Below are 17,423 nucleotides of genomic sequence, written 5' to 3'. Positions count from 1 at the left end.
TATGGACTTAAACAAAATTACAATAAAAGCGGTCAAGCCAATTGTTGGGCAACAAATGCAAGATAAGTTAGACCGGCTGGCAAAACCACAACGGGGTCTAGGAAATCTCGAAAGAATGGTAACTAAAATTGCATCAATTCAGGAAACTTTGGATATTCAGGTTGATCGTCGGACCTGTTTAGTTTTTGCTGCGGATCATGGAATTGAGCGGGAACAAGTTTCAGCGACCCCAAGAGAAGTGACTAGCAAGCAAGCAATTAATACGATTAACGGTCACACAACGGTTGCTGTTTTGGCTCATCAAAATCGGTGTAAGGTAACAGTTATTGACGTTGGCGTTGATGGTCTTCCAGCAAGTAAAAAAATCATTAATCATAAAATCAGTGATGGTACGAAGGATTTCCTCCAAGAAAATGCTATGTCACGGCAAGAAGCAGTGAAGGCGATAAAAGTCGGATATGAAGTTGCTGAAAAAGAGTTGAGGGAGGGAGCACAGTTGTTATTAATTGGAGAATTGGGGATTGGAAATACTACAACTGCATCAACGTTAATGGCGGCAATTACGGGACTTCCTACCGAGTTAATTGTTGGAGCGGGATCTAATATCTCGTCAAAACGATTTAAGCACAAAATTCAAGTTATCAATGAGGCTCTGCGTAAACGATCCTTTAATCAAGATGATCCTGTTGACTTGCTAGCAAAGGTAGGTGGATTTGAGATTGGTGCAATGTGTGGTGCGATTCTTAAGGCAGCGGAACAAGGAGTGCCATTGATAATGGACGGATTTATTGCAAATGTAGCAGCATTACTCGCTCAAAAAATCAATCCTAACTCGGTTGGTTATCTGATTGCATCACACTTGTCACGTGAACCAGGCGCAAAACAAGCATTGAATCTATTAGATTGTGAACCGGTTCTTAATCTTGACTTAGCAGTTGGAGAAGGCAGCGGCGCAGTATTGTTATTATCAATGATTGATGCAATGCAGGCAATTTTGCAAGGCATGAATACAACAGATGATTTGAATTTTGAATTTACAAAATAAGAATAGTTGACATTTTTTTGATAATTATTTGTATTTTTTTGTGAGATTCTAGTCATAATAAAATTATGCTAAAAAGTAGTGATATTATTCATAAAAGAAATTGTTTCATTTAAAAGAGGTGGATGCTTTGCGAAGACCAATGTTTATTGGACCAATTGGCTGCGGTAAAACAACATTATTGCAACGAATGAATAATATTGAAATACATTATAATAAGACTCAGTCGGTAGAGTATTATGACAACGTGATTGATACACCCGGGGAATATATTGAGCACCGGCGTATGTATACAAATATTGCAACTACTGCAATGGACGCTGGCATAATTGTGATATTGCAAAGCATTAGCGACCCGCGGCTAATTTTTCCAGAGGCATTTAGCACGATGTTTGGACGACCAGTAATTGGTGTGATTACCAAAATGGATCTAGCAAAATCTAATACCGAAGTAGAAGTGATTGAAAAAAGACTTCGTAGTGCGGGTGTGAAAAAGATTTTTAAAGTATCCGCATTGAACAATGAAGGTGTGACAGATTTTAAAGATTTTCTAGATAATTCTAATATTCAATAATGTTATTTTTTTATTAAAAGCACAGTAATGTTGATTTGAGACGAAATATTCGTAAATCAAAATCAATATTACTGTGCTTTTTGATTTAATTTGTTTAATTTTGTCATTTTAAAAATAAATTGTCATATTAGTGTGTTTCGATGTGGATATTTAAAATGAACTACTTAATAAATTGCAAGCGTTTTCAATTATACTAAAAGTGCTTCCAAAGAGTATTTGGAAATAAAAAAATGGAGGAACATATCTTATGGAACAAGAAGCATTGGGTTTAATCGAAACAAAAGGTTTGGTTGCATCAATTGAAGCAGCAGATGCAATGGTTAAGGCAGCTAATGTTGACTTGGTAGGACAAGAAAAGATTGGACATGGCTTGGTAACTGTAATGGTTCGTGGTGATGTTGGTGCTGTAAAAGCTTCTGTTGACGCGGGCGTTGCCGCAGCAGAAGAAATTGGCGAAGTATTATCAAGCTATGTAATTCCTCGTCCACATACAGATGTTGAACGAATTTTACCTAAGAAGACACAAGATTAATTATTGTGTTGCAAATTTAGTTAGTCCTTTTAGTTAATAATTGGAGGAATGGGTATGAATAACTTTTTAAATTCAACGAGTGTTGTTCCCGAATTTGTCGGTTCAACTGAACTGGGTGACACGATTGGAATGTGCATCCCAGCAGTTGATGCAATGCTTTTAGATAAATTACAGGTTAGTACAAAAAAGTATTCGGTAATCGGAATCTTAAGTTCACGTACCGGTGCGGGTCCCCAAATCTTAGCAATGGATGAAGCTGTAAAGGCAACTAATACGGAAGTGTTAGATGTTGAATGGCCTCGTGATACTAAAGGTGGGGCAGGACATGGTGTCTTAATTTTAATTGGTGGCAATGATCCATCAGATGTCCGTCAAGCTATTTCGGTAGCATTAGAAAATTTACCACGTACTTTCGGTGATATTTACAATTCACCAGCGGGTCATTTGGAATTACAATTCACGGCAAGTGCTGCGGGTGCTGTTCATATGGCATTTGGTGCTCCGATTGGAAAAGCTTATGGATTAATCTGTGGAGCTCCATCAGGAATTGGCGTAGTTATGGCCGATACGGCAATTAAAACGGCCGGTGTTGAAGTTATCAAATTTGCTTCTCCTTCACATGGAACTAGTTTTTCAAATGAAGGAGCATTACATATTTCTGGTGACTCAGGTGCAGTGCGCCAAGCAGTTATTGCAGGTCGGGAAGTTGGTTTGAAACTCCTAGGTCAGTTGGGTGGAGTTGAACCTAAAAATGATTTTCCTGCTTATATTAAGTAGCGAAAGGAGGAGTGAATAATCGTGAAACGACAAAAAAGGTTTGAAGAATTAGAAAAGAGACCAATTCATGAAGATGGTTTTGTTCGCGAATGGCCGGACGAAGGATTAGTAGCAATGATGGGGCCAAATGATCCCAAGCCAAGCATTAGAATCGAAAATGGAGTTGTAACAGAGTTAGATGGTAAGCAAAGAGCTGATTTTGATTTAATTGATCTATATATAGCTGAATATGGAATTAATTTAAATAATGCCGAAAAGGTAATGAACATGGATTCGGTTAAAATTGCTAATATGCTAGTCGATCCTAACGTACCTCGCAAGGAGGTTGTTGATATTACGACTGCAATGACCCCTGCGAAAGCAGAAGAAGTTATTAGTAAGTTGAACTTTGGTGAAATGATTATGGCAACGCAAAAAATGCGTCCACGTCGTACACCTGCTACACAATGTCACGTTACTAATATTCGAGATAATCCAGTACAAATTGCGGCTGATGCGGCTGATGCAGCTTTGCGTGGATTTCCAGAACAGGAAACAACCACAGCGGTTGGACGTTATGCTCCGTTAAATGCTATTTCGATTATGGTTGGTTCCCAAACAGGTCGCCCCGGAGTTCTAACTCAATGTTCAGTTGAAGAAGCTCTTGAACTAAGCTTAGGAATGCGCGGTTTTACCGGTTATGCTGAAACAATTTCGGTTTATGGTACGGATCAAGTGTTCACTGATGGTGATGATACGCCTTGGTCAAAGGGATTTCTTGCTTCATGTTATGCATCACGTGGTCTGAAAATGCGGTTTACATCTGGATCTGGTTCAGAAGCTATGATGGGTTATACCGAAGGAAAGTCAATGTTATATCTTGAATCACGTTGTATTTTCATTACCAAAGCTTCAGGTGTTCAAGGATTACAAAATGGTGGTGTGAGTTGTATTGGGATCCCAGGTGCAGTTCCTTCAGGAATTCGCTCCGTTATGGGTGAAAATCTATTATGTATGATGCTTGACCTAGAATGTGCATCTGGTAATGACCAAGCATTTTCACATTCAGATATGCGTCGAACTGAACGTTTGTTAGGGCAATTCATTGCCGGTACTGATTATATTTCGTCGGGCTACTCTTCAACACCAAACTATGATAATACATTTGCTGGTTCTAATACAGACGCAATGGATTATGATGATTACTACATTATGGAACGTGATTTAGCTCTAAATGGTGGTATTCATCCAGTTGTTGAAGAAGATGTTATTAAGGTTCGAAATAAAGCTGCAAAAGCTCTTCAAGCCGTTTTTGAAGAACTTGGCTTACCAAAGATTACTGATGAAGAAGTCGAAGACGCAACCTATGCTAATACTTCTAAGGATATGCCAGATCGTAATATGGTCGAAGATATGAAGGCTGCTCAAGATCTAATGGATCGTGGGATTACAGCTGTTGACATCGTTAAAGCACTTTACAATCGTGGCTTTAAAGATATTGCTGAGGCTGTTTTAAATCTTCAAAAGCAAAAAGTCTGTGGTGATTTCCTTCAAACATCTTCAATTTTCGATAAGGATTGGAATATCATTTCTGCGGTTAATGATGCAAACGACTATCAAGGACCAGGTACAGGTTACCGACTTGAAGAAGATAAAGAAGAATGGGAACGCATTAAGAATGTTCCGTTTGCAATCGACCCAGGAAATATGAAATTTTAATCTAAGGAGGCAGTGAAGATGGCTCAAGAAATTGATGAAGCATTACTAAGACAAATTGTAAAAAGTGTAATTGCTGAAAAAGGAACATTAGATAAGCCGATTTCATTTAATGGACAGGCAACAACAAGCACAAAAGAAAGTGTGGCTGTCCAAGATATCGATGATAGCGACCGTTCTACCTTGTCACATGCAGTTCCAGAAAAACATGTTGATTGGTTTAAGCACGTGGGACCGGCAAAGGCAGGATATTCGCGTGATGAAGTTGTTATCGCGGTAGCACCAGCTTTTGCAGAAGTCTTGGAAAAAAATATGACAGGAATTCCTCACAAAGAAATCTTACGACAAGTGATCGCTGGAATTGAAGAAGAAGGATTAAAGGCACGTGTAATTAAAATTTATCGTACTTCCGATGTTTCTTTCTGTGGAGCGGAGGCTGACAAGTTGTCTGGTTCAGGGATCGCGGTTGCAATTCAGTCAAAGGGTACTTCGATTATTCATCAAAAGGACCAAGAACCCCTATCTAATTTGGAATTATTCCCTCAGGCACCAGTTTTAACACCCGAGACTTATCGAGCAATTGGTAAAAATGCCGCTGAATATGCTAAAGGTATGTCACCAAGCCCGGTACCAACGGTCAATGACCAGATGGCACGGGTTGCTTATCAGGCCTTGTCAGCTTTAATGCATATTAAAGAAACTAAACAAGTTGTTCCTGGGAAACCCGCTGAAGAAATTGAAGTGAACTTTAATTAGGAGGATCGAAAAATGAGTGAAATTGATGATTTGGTTTCAAAAATCATGAGTCAAATGGGACAATCATCATCTGAGAAAAGTGGAACAGCAACCACGATTCCAACGAGTGATGATAACCATTCAGCTTTAACAGCAAAAGATTATCCACTCTATTCCAAACATCCTGAACTGGTTCATTCACCTTCAGGAAAAAGTTTAGACGAGATTACAATTGATAATTTGTTAAGCGAAAAAGTAAAGTCAAATGATTTGCGGATTACGACTGACACTTTGCGCTTACAGGGTGAGGTTGCTGCTGATGCTGGACGAAGTGCTGTACAGCGTAATTTGCAACGTGCGGCCGAATTAACCAAAATACCTGATGACCGTGTGCTAGAAATGTATAATGCACTGCGACCATACCGTTCAACAAAGCAGGAGTTGTTTGATATTGCGACTGAATTGAGAGACAAATATAATGCAACAATCTGTGCTGGGTGGTTTGAGGAAGCCGCTGCAAATTATGAAGCCCGAAAAAAACTAAAAGGTGACAACTAGTAAGGGGTTTTACACATGAAACGAGTAATAGGTGTTGACATTGGTAATTCTTCAACCGAGGTTGCTTTGGCTGAAGTGGATGACAATGGAAGTGTTAATTTTATTGATTCCGGTATTTCGGAAACAACAGGAATCAAGGGAACAAAGCAAAACTTAATTGGAATTAAGAAGTCTATTACACAGGTTTTAAATAAAACGGATTTTAACTTAAGTGACATTGATCTAGTTCGAATTAATGAAGCAACTCCAGTTATTGGTGATGTAGCAATGGAAACTATTTCAGAGACAATCATTACTGAATCGACAATGATTGGACACAATCCCAATACTCCTGGTGGTGTTGGAATAGGCTCTGGATATACGGTTAATTTGCTGAATTTAGTGAAAGAAAAAGATTTAAGTCGAAATTACATTGTCGTCGTTCCTAAGGGCGTTGACTTTGCTGATGCAGCAAAACTAATCAATGTTTATCGAATCTCTGGCTACAAGATTACGTCAGCCATTCTTCAAAATGATGATGGAGTTTTAATTAATAACCGTCTTGAGAAAAAAATGCCAATTGTTGACGAAGTTGAGTTGATTGATAAAGTACCAATGGGGATGTTAGCGGCCGTTGAAGTTGCAGATAAAGGAAAAGTGATTACACAGTTGTCTAATCCATACGGTATTGCCACTTTGTTCAATCTAGATTCAGATGAAACAAAGAATATTGTACCAGTTTCTAGGGCTTTGATTGGAAACCGTTCGGCTGTTGTTATTAAAACACCAGAGGGTGACGTTAAGGCACGAGTGATTCCAGCAGGTTCGATCAACATAGAGGGAGACAATGGGACTGACAAGGTAAACGTTGCAACGGGTGCAACAGAAATTATGAAACATATTAATAACTTTGATCAAATTACTGATATTTCAGGTGAAGCGGGAACCAATGTTGGTGGTATGTTAGAAAAAGTTCGTCAAACAATGGCAGAACTGACTGGTAAGCAGAATAAAGATATTGCAATTCAAGATCTTTTGGCTGTTGACACATCGGTACCGGTTAGAGTTCAAGGTGGTTTAGCTGGTGAGTTTTCAACAGAACAAGCTGTTGGAATTGCTGCAATGGTTAAGTCCGACCACTTACAAATGCAACGAATTGCTGATTTGATTCAATCTGAGTTACATATTGACGTTGAAATTGGTGGTGCAGAAGCAGAAGCTGCAATTTTAGGAGCCTTAACTACTCCTGGAACAACTAAACCGATTGCAATTCTTGATTTGGGCGCGGGTTCCACGGATGCTTCAATTATTAATCAAAAGGATGAAATTGTTGCAATTCATCTTGCTGGAGCCGGTGACATGACCACAATGATTATTAATTCCGAACTTGGACTGAATGATGTTTATTTGGCAGAGGATATCAAAAAATATCCCTTGGCAAAAGTTGAAAATCTCTTCCAAATTAGGCACGAAGATGGAACTGTTCAATTCTTTGATCAGCCGTTACCATCAGAAATCTTTGCGCGGGTAGTAGTCATTAAAGAAGATGGCTACATTCCGGTGCCCGGCAACATGAGTATTGAAAAAATTAAAACGGTTCGGCAAACTGCTAAGAAGCGTGTGTTTGTTGAAAATGCGCGTCGGGCTCTTCAACACGTGAGCCCAACTGGTAATATCCGTGATATTCCTTTTGTGGTTATCGTCGGTGGATCAGCATTAGATTTTGAAATCCCACAGCTCGTTACTGATGAGTTGTCACATTATAATCTAGTCGCTGGACGAGGAAACATTCGCTCAGTTGAGGGACCTAGAAATGCTGTTGCAACGGGATTGATTTTATCTTATGCAAGTCAAAGGAAGTTAAGTTGATGATGAATAATGATAAGCCTTCGATCATTGTAGCAATTGAAGATGAAAATCAAGCAATTGATAGGTTACAAAGCCTGTTTAATGGAATTGAAGAAGAAGAAATTCCTGTAACAACAATGGTTTTAAAATTTAACGATGTCAAACAAAGGGCATATCAGGCTGCACTTGCTTCGCGATTGTCAGTTGGAATTGGCTTTGAAGGAAGTGAAATAGTGGTTCATTATAAAAACTTGCATGAAGAAGAACCGCTATTTGATATTTTAAATGCCAACGCAAGTCAGCAAAGAATTTTGGGAGCAAATGCTGCAAGGCTAGTTAAAGGAACACCATTCAAGGAATTGAAGCAATAAGGTGGTGAAAAAATTGAAAACACTCGGTTATATTGAGGTTCAAGGGTTAGCAGCAGCGATTGTTGCTTCAGATAAGATGTTAAAAACGGCAGATGTCCATCTTAAAGCTGTTGAGAATTCAAAGGGTGGCGGCTGGATTACGGTTAACATCTCGGGTGATGTTGCAGCAGTGTCAGTCGCTATTGATACAGCTCGTGATTCACTTGGAAGTGCATACATCGGATCAACCGTAATTGCTAATCCTGCTGAGGGGCTTGATAAGCTAATTAAGACAGATGTTTTGTATGAAGATACAGTAAAGACATCAGTAGTCGAAAAGATCGAAGAACCGCTTGAAGAGTCTATTGAAAAAGTAGCAGAAACTCAAAAGCCTAAGGCGGCAGCTACAAAGAAAAAGAAAGCAACAAAGAATCATAAAAAATAAAGACAAAATAAATTTTAAAATTTCCTAGGAGGAAAATTATTATGAATAACGCATTGGGATTAATCGAAACAAAAGGTTTAGTTGCATCAATCGAAGCAGCAGATGCAATGGTAAAGGCTGCTAACGTTGAAATGGTTGGTCAAGAAAAAATTGGTAGTGGTTTGGTAACAATCATGGTTCGTGGTGATGTTGGTGCTGTAAAAGCTTCTGTTGACGCTGGAGTTGCTGCTGCTGAAAATATTGGAGAAGTTGTAAGTTCATACGTAATTCCTCGTCCACATGCTGAAGTTGAGAATATTTTACCTTCAATCAAGAAATAATTTAAAGAATTAAATAAAGGTGGATAAATATTATGGATGAAGATCAATTACGTCAAATTATTCGTAAAATAATTGAAGAGGAAATGGATCCAAATCGCATTCGCATTGGTGTTTCAAATCACCATATTCATTTGACTGATGAAGATTTTCATACCCTATTTCCAGATCAAAAAGAATTAACTGTTTTTAAGCCCCTATATCAACATGAAGAGTTTGCTTCAAATCAATTTGCTGATATTGTCGGGCCTAACGGAACAATCAAACATGTAAGAATTTTGGGCCCTAATCGCGCACATTCACAAGTTGAAATTGCTCGTTCTGAAGCATTTACTTTGGGTATTGATGTACCAATTCGTTTATCCGGAAATTTGGATAACACGCCAACCGTGAAGATTGTTACAAAAGACGGAGAAGTTGAGATACAAGGTGTGATCATTGCTAAACGTCATATTCACATGAGTTTGGATGACGCGGCTCGCTTTGGTGTAAAACTTGGTGATTCCGTTTCAGTTGAAATTGAGTCTGAAGAGCGTAAGACAATTTTCGAAGATGTCATTTGCCGTCCAAGAAAAGACTTCTTACTAGAGATGCACATTGATACAGACGAGGCAAACGCTGCCAATGTTAATGCGAATACGATTGGTAAGATTATCAAAAAGTAAACGTTAAGGGAGTGAGTATAAATGGATTCGATTGTTTCCCAAGTTATTGAAATACTAAAGCGTCGTAAGCAACAATCCAAGGATCTCACTTATCAAAATAGTGCTATAAGTCCAGATAAACAGATTTTTATTACAAATGGCAATATTAATTTGCGCAATGTTTCGATTCAATTAGTTTCAGAGCTTTATGCTTTAAGACGTGATAATGATTGGATTGACTGGATACTATATGGAATTGATTTTGAAACAAAATTCAATTTTTATATCGGATCGCAAACACTTAACTTTATTCCAATGAAAATGATTACGGATTGGCCAGTCAACTTCATTGTTAATCAAAGTAGCCCAGTATTTGCTTTTTATCACTCGCTGATCACCCGGAGAGACATAGCTGCCATACCTGATCAATCTACGGTTGTCGTTACAAGTCAGCAACGTTTAACAGAGGAAGCTCAGGAAATTAGCGTTTTAAAAAATTTGAAATTTCATGTAAGGACTGATGAAAATTGTATATGGCAAAGGTAGTTGGAAGTGTAGTTTCAACTCAAAAGGATAAGTCTTTAATTGGAAGAAAGCTAATGATCGTTCAAGCTGTTGATTCCAAAGGAGTAACGGTTCGACCAGAAGAGGTAGCTGTTGATGCTGTGGGAGCAGGAATTGGCGAATATGTTTTGCTGGTCCGGGGAGCTGGAGCTCGCAAGGCTAATCGTAACGAAGACTTTCATGACGTCAGTGATTGCGCAATTGTTGGAATAATTGATAGTTTTGATCATTAGGAGGGATTCATATGCCAATTTATACAAAGGGTGGCGATAAGGGTTCAACTAGTCTGTATGATGGTCAGCGGGTTAAAAAAGATTCGCTTCGAGTTGAAACTTATGGAACCTTTGATGAATTAAATGCAAATGTAAGCCTTGCCGATAAAATGTGTATAAGCACCGAGAACAAAGCGATTTTGCAGAAGGTTGAATATAAAATGTTCTTCTTACAAGGTGAAATAGCCACTTTGAATACGGATACTTTCCTAGAGAATAGTGTGACGATTACGGATGAAGATGTTCATTTTTTGGAATCAATAATTGATCGCTATACCGCTAAGCTACCCAAAGTTAAAAGCTTTATTTTACCAGGATCAAGTTTGGCCGGAGCCCAGTTGCATATTTGCCGAACAGTATGTCGCAGGGCGGAACGTCAATTTGTTCGATTTTCTTCGACTGAGAAAGTTCGACCTGTTTTAGAGCGATATATCAACCGTTTGTCAGATTTCTTTTATATCATGGCTAGGTCTGAAGATTACGAAGATTATCTGCGTCAAATAACCGAAGAAGTAATAAAACAGTACAAAGGGAAGTCGGGGGTTAACTAGGATGAATGAAGAACAAATTAATCAAATAGTACAAAGCATTTTATCTAAAGATAGTTCGGTTGATTCAAATTTGTTTGATCGACATAAAATGGAAAAGGTAATTGATGCCGCTGTTCAAAAAGCAGACGAAATTGGTGTTGGTGTGACAATTTGTATTATGAGTGAAGCAACTGTGGTACAAATGTTATTCCATATGCCAAATGCTAATTTAGTTAGTTCTGAGTTAGCACCTAAAAAAGCTTGGTCTGCGATTGCAATGAAAGAACCAACCAAGGAAATTAGTAAAGATATTCAACCAGGTGCACCTCTTTATCAAATGGAGACGATGCTTGATGGCAAGTTAGTTTCATTTCCAGGAGGTATTCCACTCGAATTAGGTGGGAAGATCATTGGTGCAATTGGCGTTAGTGGTGGATTAATTGAAGAAGATCAAGCAATTTGTGAAAAAGCCGTTGAAACTTTTATAAAGGAGACCAAATAACGATGGAAATGGATAAGTTAGAACAAGATATCCGCCGAATTTTAAGTGAGGAACTACAAGATAGTGATAATTCTGTAAGCGCTTCAAGTGATAATGGAACGAACGGAATCTTCAAAACAGTTGACGAAGCGATTGCTGCCGCTAAAGCTGCGCAAGAAATATATGTTGACAAATCATTGGCTTTTCGAAACCAAGTATTAGATGCCATTAAAGAAGGTTTCCGGCCTTATATTGAACAAATGGCTAAAGATATCAAAGAAGAAACAGGAATGGGTACTGTTGAAGCAAAGATCGCTAAATTGAACAATGCTCTATACAATACTCCTGGAACAGAAATACTCGAACCAGAAGCTGAGACGGGTGATGGCGGATTAGTATTATATGAATATGCACCATTTGGAGTGATTGGGGCTGTAGGACCAAGTACAAACCCATCTGAAACAGTTATTGCAAATGCTTTAATGATGCTTGCTGGTGGTAACACTGTGTACTTTGGTGCGCATCCTGGTGCTAAAAAAATCACACGATGGACAATTGAAAAGTTAAATGAATTTGTTTTTAAGGCAACTGGTATGAGAAACATGGTTGTTTCAATCGAAGAACCTTCAATTGAATCAGTTCAACAGATGATGCAACATCCTGATATTGCGATGCTTTCAATTACTGGAGGCCCTGGTGTTGTTCATCAAGCTATGATTAGTGGTAAGAAGGCGGTTGGTGCTGGAGCTGGTAACCCACCTGCAATTGTTGATGCAACTGCTAATATCGATTTAGCCGCACATAATATTGTGGATTCATCATCTTTTGATAACAATATTTTGTGTACAGCAGAAAAAGAAGTTGTTGTTGAGGAAAGCGTTAAAGATGAACTAATTTCTAAAATGCAAAACGAGGGTGCATTCTTGGTTACAAGTGCCCATGATATTGAAAAAATAGTTCAAATTACGATTGGTAAGAATGGTGCTCCGGACCGTAAATTTGTTGGTAAAGACGCAACATTTATTCTTGATAGTGCAGGAATTAATTATACTGGAACACCCAAACTAATTATTCTTGAGGCTCATAAGAATCATCCATTAGTAACAACGGAAATGTTGATGCCAATCTTACCAGTTGTTTCCTGCCCAACCTTTGACCGTGCATTAGCAACAGCTGTTGAGGTCGAACAAGGTTTACATCATACAGCTTCAATTCATTCAGAGAACTTACCACATATTAATCAAGCAGCACACCGTATGAATACATCAATTTTTGTTGTTAATGGTGCAACGTATGTTGGTACAGGAGTAGGTGCAAACGGCGCGCATGCTGGAGCATCAGCTTTGACAATTGCCACACCGACTGGTGAAGGTACAGCAACTGCTAAAACATTTACAAGACGTCGTCGTCTAAATTCTCCTGAGGCATTCTCACTTCGTTCATGGGAGGCATAATTATGGAGAAGATTTCAATTCCTACTAAAATTTTTTCTGGTAATGATAGTTTAAGCGAGCTTAAGAACATCTCAAATGAAAACGTATTGATGGTATGTGATTCATTTTTACCAAATACGCCGACGTTGGACGGAATTTTAAGCAACATTAATAGTAGTAATCAAGTCGCGATTTTTTCAAATGTAAAACCTGATCCACCTTTGGCAAACATTATGGAAGGGGTTCAGCAATTTACTGAAGTTTGCCCAACCGTTATGATTGGAATTGGTGGTGGATCAGCAATTGATACCGGCAAGGCAATTCGTTTCTTTGGAGAGAAGATAACGAATTCATATATTAAGGAATTTATTGCAATTCCAACTACTAGTGGTACTGGCTCAGAGGTCACAAACACGGCGGTTGTTTCGGATACAGAAAATCATCGTAAGTTTCCGATTATTAATGACCACTTAACACCGAATATTGCACTTTTAGATCCACAATTGGTAATGAGTGCGCCTAATAGTGTTACGGCATATTCAGGGTTGGATGTTTTAACACATGCTTTAGAGTCATTAGTTGCAGTCGATGCCAATACCATTACGGATGCATTGGCAGAAAAAAGTGTTGATGTAATTGCTAATACTTTGGTGGAATGTTTCAAACATGGTAAAAATGAGGAAGCACGAAAAATTGTACATGAAGCGTCTTGCTCTGCAGGAATAGCCTTTAATAACGCAGGGCTAGGAATTTGTCACTCAATTGCACATCAATTGGGTGCTAATTTCCATATTCCACACGGTTTAGCTAATGCAATGTTGCTATCGTATGTTGTTGAATATAACGCTTCAAATTCTAAATTAGCGATGCACAAATATGCAATTGCAACTCGTAAAGCTGGTTTAGCTTCAAATGGAATGGCAGATACTGTAGCAGTTCGTCGTTTGGAAAATCACATCAAGACAATGATGCGTCAAATGGATTGTCCTCCAACGTTGGCTTCCTTTGGTATTGATCCAAAAGAAGCGATTGCTGCAACTGACACGATTGTGGCAGCAGCTAAGTTAGATGGAACATTTCCTGGAAATCCAGTTGTTCCTTCAGATGCTGATCTAGCAACTATTTACAAAAAAATTATTAAGTAACAAAAAGAGCAGAGTAGAGAGGGCTTACGATTATGTCTCAAAAAATTCTATCTATTAATTCAGGGAGTTCATCCATCAAATTTAAATTTTATCAGATGCCTGAAGAAGAAGTTTTGGCGAGTGGTTCAATTGACCGAATTGGTGGAAAAAATAGTGAATTTTCATTTAGTGCACATGCTGAAAAAAGTAAGATTGTGAAGGATATTCCCGATCATTCAAGTGCAATTCAAGAAGTGATCGAAATGCTTTTAACGAGTGGTATCATCCATAATAAGTCAGAAATTGATGGGGTTGGTCACCGCATTTCGCACGGTGGTTCATACACAAAATCGGTTTTGATCGATCAAAAGGTTGAGGATAGAATTGATGAGTTGTCTGTTTTGTCACCTTTGCATAATCCAGTTAATTTAATTGGAATTAAAGCTTTTAAAAAACTTTTACCAGATGCAAAAGAGGTAGCAGTCTTTGACACTTCTTTTCATCACACAATGCCTGAAAAGGCATATTTGTACGCATTGCCGTACGAGTATTATGAAAAGCATGGCATTCGTCGCTATGGTTTTCATGGGCCATCTCACCAATACATTGCTGAGAGATCTGTTGAGTTGTTTGGTAAGGAACAAACTAGCCGTTTAATCTCTTGCCACTTAGGAAATGGTAGTAGCTTATGTGCCATTAAAGATGGTGAATCTATTAATACTTCGATGGGGTTCACTCCCTTAGCAGGGTTAGTGATGGGTACTCGTTCTGGCGATATTGACCCTGAAATTCTACCGTTCATTGAAGAAGAATTTGATATGAACTCGCACGACGTGCGTGAAATGCTAAATAAAAAATCTGGGTTGCTAGGAATTTCTGGCATTTCAAATGATATGCGGGATCTTGAAGAAGCAGCAAGTAAAGGAAATAAGCGGGCCCAACTTGCACTAGATGTTTTTGTTCATCAAATCCAACACTACATTGGTGCGTATGCAACTGATTTAAATGGTATTGATATGATCGTATTTACTGCAGGAATTGGTCAATATTCGCCAACAATTCGCGCGATGGTTTGTTCGCAACTTGGATATTTAGGAGTTAAAGTTGATGAGGAGAAAAACAAAACTAATGCTTTGAGTATTGAAGCAGATGATAGTAAAGTTAAGATTGCCGTAATTCCAACTGATGAGGAGATCATCATTGCCCGCGATGTTATGGAAGTTGCTGGATTTAGCGACTAGGAGGAATCAATAATGAGTAGAGATATTGAGAGGACAATCCAAGAGTATGTTCCTGGAAAACAAGTTACTTTGGCACACATTGTGGCTAATCCAACAGAAGATATATACGAAAAATTGGGTGTTCAAGAACCTAAAAACGCTTTAGGTATTCTAACAATTACTCCAAGTGAGGCCTCGATAATTGCAGGGGATATTGCAACTAAATCAAGCAACGTTAAACTCGGATTTATTGACCGTTTCAGCGGTTCAGTAGTAGTTGTTGGCGAAGTTTCGGAAGTAGAATCGGCTTTAAAACAGGTTATTGAAACTTTACATAGCCTACTCGGTTTCGATATTCCAATCATTACTCGAACTTAATCTGGGAGGAAATATATTGGAATCAATTGCAAAGAAACCATTTATATTTGCGAACGGTGTATCCTTAAAAAATCGTATAATACTGGCTCCGATGGATTTGCGTATGTCTTTATTTGATGGCACCATTAGCCAAAATGATATTGCATTTCATAAATCAAGAAGTAAAGGAGTTGGAATGGATGTTGTTGGTTCAGCATTTGTTTCAAAGAATGGAAATACGGTTACTGGATCGGTTGGGGTAGATAATGATGGTAAAATTGAGGGATTAAATGATCTTGCTAATACTATCCATGCAAATGATACTAAGGCTATCTTACAACTTGTTCATGCCGGCCGTATGACGAATCGGATAAACACATTTGGCGAACAAGTTATGGCTCCCAGCTCAATTAAGGGTAATTATGGTACTTTAGATGTACCAAGAGAAATGACGCGAATGAATATTTTAAAAGTTGTTAATGATTTTTCCACTGCCACTAAAAGAGCAATGGCTGCAAAGTTTGATGGTATTGAAATCCATGGAGCTAACGGGTTTCTTCCCCAGCAATTTGTTTCGCCCCTATCTAATAAGAGGTGTGATCAATTTGGTGGTTCAATCGAAAATCGTTTGCGCTTCATTGAAATTCTTATTCGCTCATTGTCTAGCACGATTTCTCAGTTCGATCAGGGCAAGTTTTTACTTGGCTATCGTCTTTCACCGGAAGAATTTGAGACAGGCGGGATGACAATTCGTGATACAATACTGCTTGTTAAATTACTTAATACGCTAAATATAGATTATATAAGTTTGTCGCTACATGATTTTAAGAGTGTTCCTAAAACTTACCAATCTAATTTTTCCATTTTAGAAATTTTCAAAGCCATAACAAAAATACCAATCATTGCTTCAGGGAAAATTAGAAATGTGGTCGATACAAATTTAGCATTACAGAATAGTGATTTGATTGCAGTTGGCACACCGTTAATTGCTAGTCCCAATTGGGCCCCAGAACTGACAGGTGTAGCAAATACTAGTAAAAAAATGCAATCTGCATTTGAGATTGGTATTTCGGAGGACATTTATAAATTTTTACGGTAGGGAAGAGGAGCCATGAGGGATGAAAGGATTTTAAAAGTTTCTAATGGGTTTAATTTTCGTGATATTGGTGGATATCAAACCTCGGATGGAAGCTTTGTACGTTGGCATAAGTTAATTCGATCTGGCTACCTAACAGATTTATCTAGTTATGATTTAGAATATTTAGATAACTATGGAATTGATACAGTTATTGATTTAAGGTCTGATAACGAGGTTCGTCGGTTTCCAGATAAGATTTGGAGTAGCTTTGAATATCGCAGAATTCCAATTTTTAATAGCGATCAGACTGAGAGCGAGGCATCCCTGCGACGAATACAAAAACTATATTCTAGTGATGAATTAGCAGGATACTATCGAATGATGCAGTCGTATCGAAAATTTTTAGTTGACAGTCATGCTATTCATGCTTACCAAGATTTTTTCCGGTTTATCCTGAAGTATGGTGAAGAAAAAACGATTCTTTTTCATTGCTCAGCTGGAAAAGATCGAACAGGCGTATGCAGTTTCTTGCTTCTTGCAGCGTTAGGGGTCAGCATAAAACAAATTAAATCAGATTATATGCTAACGAACGAGGCATCCCAAGATAGGATTTCTTGGCGAGTTGCTGAAGCACGCAAAATGCATCTGGGATCTAATTTTGTTTGTTCTGTTCGAGACTTAATAACCGTAAGAAATGAATATTTTGATCAGTTATTAGGCATACTTGAATACGAATTTGGAGGTGCCGTACCCTTTTTAGAAGATGAGGTTGGGTTGAAAAAAGATGATTTTATTAGAATTAAAAATATTTATCTGACAAAATTAAGAAACTAATTAAAAAGGATTTGCATTAAACATGTGCACGTGA

The 17,423-nt window shown here is 38.2% G+C and carries 22 protein-coding genes; all 22 read left to right on the top strand.

Features of this window, described 5'->3' with window-relative positions; genetic code table 11:
* Position 1 precedes the first annotated feature (1 nt).
* The 22 genes from cobT to PECL_RS06555 all read left to right on the top strand — a co-directional run bounded on the left by cobT (position 2) and on the right by PECL_RS06555 (position 17,389).
* On the top strand, positions 2-1,045 hold the full coding sequence (gene cobT, locus PECL_RS06660) for a nicotinate-nucleotide--dimethylbenzimidazole phosphoribosyltransferase (RefSeq protein ID WP_014215806.1): 1,044 nt from the start codon (positions 2-4) through the stop codon (positions 1,043-1,045).
* Positions 1,046-1,172: 127 nt separating this feature from the next.
* A complete protein-coding gene (locus PECL_RS06655) occupies positions 1,173-1,616 on the top strand; it encodes a EutP/PduV family microcompartment system protein (protein ID WP_014215805.1) in 444 nt (147 codons plus the stop codon).
* A 247-nt stretch (positions 1,617-1,863) separates the two neighbouring features.
* Positions 1,864-2,148: a BMC domain-containing protein gene (locus PECL_RS06650; protein ID WP_014215804.1), complete on the top strand. Its 285-nt coding sequence runs from the start codon at positions 1,864-1,866 to the stop codon at positions 2,146-2,148.
* A gap of 54 nt (positions 2,149-2,202) precedes the next feature.
* The gene (pduB, locus tag PECL_RS06645; RefSeq protein ID WP_014215803.1) at positions 2,203-2,925 is read left to right on the top strand and encodes a propanediol utilization microcompartment protein PduB; all 723 of its coding nucleotides are present in this window, start codon (positions 2,203-2,205) and stop codon (positions 2,923-2,925) included.
* A 21-nt stretch (positions 2,926-2,946) separates the two neighbouring features.
* Positions 2,947-4,623: a propanediol/glycerol family dehydratase large subunit gene (locus tag PECL_RS06640; RefSeq protein ID WP_014215802.1), complete on the top strand. Its 1,677-nt coding sequence runs from the start codon at positions 2,947-2,949 to the stop codon at positions 4,621-4,623.
* 18 nt (positions 4,624-4,641) lie between these two features.
* The gene (locus tag PECL_RS06635) at positions 4,642-5,376 is read left to right on the top strand and encodes a propanediol/glycerol family dehydratase medium subunit (RefSeq protein WP_014215801.1); all 735 of its coding nucleotides are present in this window, start codon (positions 4,642-4,644) and stop codon (positions 5,374-5,376) included.
* A gap of 12 nt (positions 5,377-5,388) precedes the next feature.
* The gene (locus PECL_RS06630) at positions 5,389-5,913 is read left to right on the top strand and encodes a diol dehydratase small subunit (protein ID WP_014215800.1); all 525 of its coding nucleotides are present in this window, start codon (positions 5,389-5,391) and stop codon (positions 5,911-5,913) included.
* Positions 5,914-5,928: 15 nt separating this feature from the next.
* Complete coding sequence (locus PECL_RS06625; RefSeq protein ID WP_014215799.1) at positions 5,929-7,761, top strand: diol dehydratase reactivase subunit alpha; 1,833 nt, start codon at positions 5,929-5,931, stop codon at positions 7,759-7,761.
* Positions 7,761-8,111, top strand: a complete 351-nt coding sequence (locus PECL_RS06620; RefSeq protein ID WP_014215798.1) for a glycerol dehydratase reactivase beta/small subunit family protein — start codon at positions 7,761-7,763, stop codon at positions 8,109-8,111. The genes PECL_RS06625 and PECL_RS06620 overlap by 1 nt, the downstream gene beginning before the upstream one ends.
* Before the next feature lie 4 nt (positions 8,112-8,115).
* The gene (locus PECL_RS06615) at positions 8,116-8,535 is read left to right on the top strand and encodes a BMC domain-containing protein (protein WP_231952012.1); all 420 of its coding nucleotides are present in this window, start codon (positions 8,116-8,118) and stop codon (positions 8,533-8,535) included.
* A 41-nt stretch (positions 8,536-8,576) separates the two neighbouring features.
* The gene (locus tag PECL_RS06610) at positions 8,577-8,855 is read left to right on the top strand and encodes a BMC domain-containing protein (protein ID WP_014215796.1); all 279 of its coding nucleotides are present in this window, start codon (positions 8,577-8,579) and stop codon (positions 8,853-8,855) included.
* 32 nt (positions 8,856-8,887) lie between these two features.
* The gene (gene pduL, locus PECL_RS06605) at positions 8,888-9,517 is read left to right on the top strand and encodes a phosphate propanoyltransferase (protein WP_014215795.1); all 630 of its coding nucleotides are present in this window, start codon (positions 8,888-8,890) and stop codon (positions 9,515-9,517) included.
* Positions 9,518-9,538: 21 nt separating this feature from the next.
* Positions 9,539-10,042 (top strand): PduM family microcompartment protein, encoded by a 504-nt coding sequence (gene pduM / locus PECL_RS06600; RefSeq protein ID WP_014215794.1) that lies wholly within the window; start codon positions 9,539-9,541, stop codon positions 10,040-10,042.
* Positions 10,030-10,293, top strand: a complete 264-nt coding sequence (locus PECL_RS06595; RefSeq protein ID WP_014215793.1) for a EutN/CcmL family microcompartment protein — start codon at positions 10,030-10,032, stop codon at positions 10,291-10,293. Before pduM ends, PECL_RS06595 begins: the two co-directional genes overlap by 13 nt.
* A gap of 11 nt (positions 10,294-10,304) precedes the next feature.
* The gene (locus PECL_RS06590; RefSeq protein ID WP_014215792.1) at positions 10,305-10,883 is read left to right on the top strand and encodes a cob(I)yrinic acid a,c-diamide adenosyltransferase; all 579 of its coding nucleotides are present in this window, start codon (positions 10,305-10,307) and stop codon (positions 10,881-10,883) included.
* A 1-nt stretch (position 10,884) separates the two neighbouring features.
* Complete coding sequence (locus PECL_RS06585) at positions 10,885-11,364, top strand: GlcG/HbpS family heme-binding protein (RefSeq protein WP_014215791.1); 480 nt, start codon at positions 10,885-10,887, stop codon at positions 11,362-11,364.
* Positions 11,365-11,372: 8 nt separating this feature from the next.
* Complete coding sequence (locus PECL_RS06580) at positions 11,373-12,797, top strand: aldehyde dehydrogenase family protein (RefSeq protein WP_407946510.1); 1,425 nt, start codon at positions 11,373-11,375, stop codon at positions 12,795-12,797.
* 2 nt (positions 12,798-12,799) lie between these two features.
* On the top strand, positions 12,800-13,921 hold the full coding sequence (locus PECL_RS06575; RefSeq protein ID WP_014215789.1) for a 1-propanol dehydrogenase PduQ: 1,122 nt from the start codon (positions 12,800-12,802) through the stop codon (positions 13,919-13,921).
* A 32-nt stretch (positions 13,922-13,953) separates the two neighbouring features.
* A complete protein-coding gene (locus PECL_RS06570; protein ID WP_014215788.1) occupies positions 13,954-15,141 on the top strand; it encodes an acetate/propionate family kinase in 1,188 nt (395 codons plus the stop codon).
* Positions 15,142-15,153: 12 nt separating this feature from the next.
* Positions 15,154-15,498, top strand: a complete 345-nt coding sequence (locus PECL_RS06565) for a BMC domain-containing protein (protein WP_014215787.1) — start codon at positions 15,154-15,156, stop codon at positions 15,496-15,498.
* A 16-nt stretch (positions 15,499-15,514) separates the two neighbouring features.
* Positions 15,515-16,576, top strand: a complete 1,062-nt coding sequence (locus PECL_RS06560; protein WP_014215786.1) for an oxidoreductase — start codon at positions 15,515-15,517, stop codon at positions 16,574-16,576.
* Positions 16,577-16,588: 12 nt separating this feature from the next.
* Complete coding sequence (locus PECL_RS06555; protein WP_014215785.1) at positions 16,589-17,389, top strand: tyrosine-protein phosphatase; 801 nt, start codon at positions 16,589-16,591, stop codon at positions 17,387-17,389.
* The last annotated feature ends 34 nt before the right edge of the window (positions 17,390-17,423 follow it).

Source organism: Pediococcus claussenii ATCC BAA-344, assembly GCF_000237995.1.
Classification (GTDB): domain Bacteria; phylum Bacillota; class Bacilli; order Lactobacillales; family Lactobacillaceae; genus Pediococcus; species Pediococcus claussenii.
This window is presented reverse-complemented; position numbering and strand designations above follow the sequence as displayed.

Excerpts from the sequence above, each read along its gene's own strand:
- PECL_RS06580 (WP_407946510.1), top strand. The coding sequence starts at position 11,373 with ATGGATAAGTTAGAACAAGATATCCGCCGAATTTTAAGTGAGGAACTA.
- PECL_RS06610 (WP_014215796.1), top strand. The coding sequence starts at position 8,577 with ATGAATAACGCATTGGGATTAATCGAAACAAAAGGTTTAGTTGCATCA.
- pduM (WP_014215794.1), top strand. The coding sequence starts at position 9,539 with ATGGATTCGATTGTTTCCCAAGTTATTGAAATACTAAAGCGTCGTAAG.
- cobT (WP_014215806.1), top strand. The coding sequence starts at position 2 with ATGGACTTAAACAAAATTACAATAAAAGCGGTCAAGCCAATTGTTGGG.
- PECL_RS06630 (WP_014215800.1), top strand. The coding sequence starts at position 5,389 with ATGAGTGAAATTGATGATTTGGTTTCAAAAATCATGAGTCAAATGGGA.
- PECL_RS06565 (WP_014215787.1), top strand. The coding sequence starts at position 15,154 with ATGAGTAGAGATATTGAGAGGACAATCCAAGAGTATGTTCCTGGAAAA.
- pduL (WP_014215795.1), top strand. The coding sequence starts at position 8,888 with ATGGATGAAGATCAATTACGTCAAATTATTCGTAAAATAATTGAAGAG.
- PECL_RS06650 (WP_014215804.1), top strand. The coding sequence starts at position 1,864 with ATGGAACAAGAAGCATTGGGTTTAATCGAAACAAAAGGTTTGGTTGCA.
- PECL_RS06590 (WP_014215792.1), top strand. The coding sequence starts at position 10,305 with ATGCCAATTTATACAAAGGGTGGCGATAAGGGTTCAACTAGTCTGTAT.
- PECL_RS06625 (WP_014215799.1), top strand. The coding sequence starts at position 5,929 with ATGAAACGAGTAATAGGTGTTGACATTGGTAATTCTTCAACCGAGGTT.
- PECL_RS06555 (WP_014215785.1), top strand. The coding sequence starts at position 16,589 with ATGAGGGATGAAAGGATTTTAAAAGTTTCTAATGGGTTTAATTTTCGT.
- PECL_RS06570 (WP_014215788.1), top strand. The coding sequence starts at position 13,954 with ATGTCTCAAAAAATTCTATCTATTAATTCAGGGAGTTCATCCATCAAA.
- PECL_RS06635 (WP_014215801.1), top strand. The coding sequence starts at position 4,642 with ATGGCTCAAGAAATTGATGAAGCATTACTAAGACAAATTGTAAAAAGT.
- PECL_RS06595 (WP_014215793.1), top strand. The coding sequence starts at position 10,030 with ATGGCAAAGGTAGTTGGAAGTGTAGTTTCAACTCAAAAGGATAAGTCT.
- PECL_RS06585 (WP_014215791.1), top strand. The coding sequence starts at position 10,885 with ATGAATGAAGAACAAATTAATCAAATAGTACAAAGCATTTTATCTAAA.
- PECL_RS06575 (WP_014215789.1), top strand. The coding sequence starts at position 12,800 with ATGGAGAAGATTTCAATTCCTACTAAAATTTTTTCTGGTAATGATAGT.
- PECL_RS06620 (WP_014215798.1), top strand. The coding sequence starts at position 7,761 with ATGATGAATAATGATAAGCCTTCGATCATTGTAGCAATTGAAGATGAA.
- pduB (WP_014215803.1), top strand. The coding sequence starts at position 2,203 with ATGAATAACTTTTTAAATTCAACGAGTGTTGTTCCCGAATTTGTCGGT.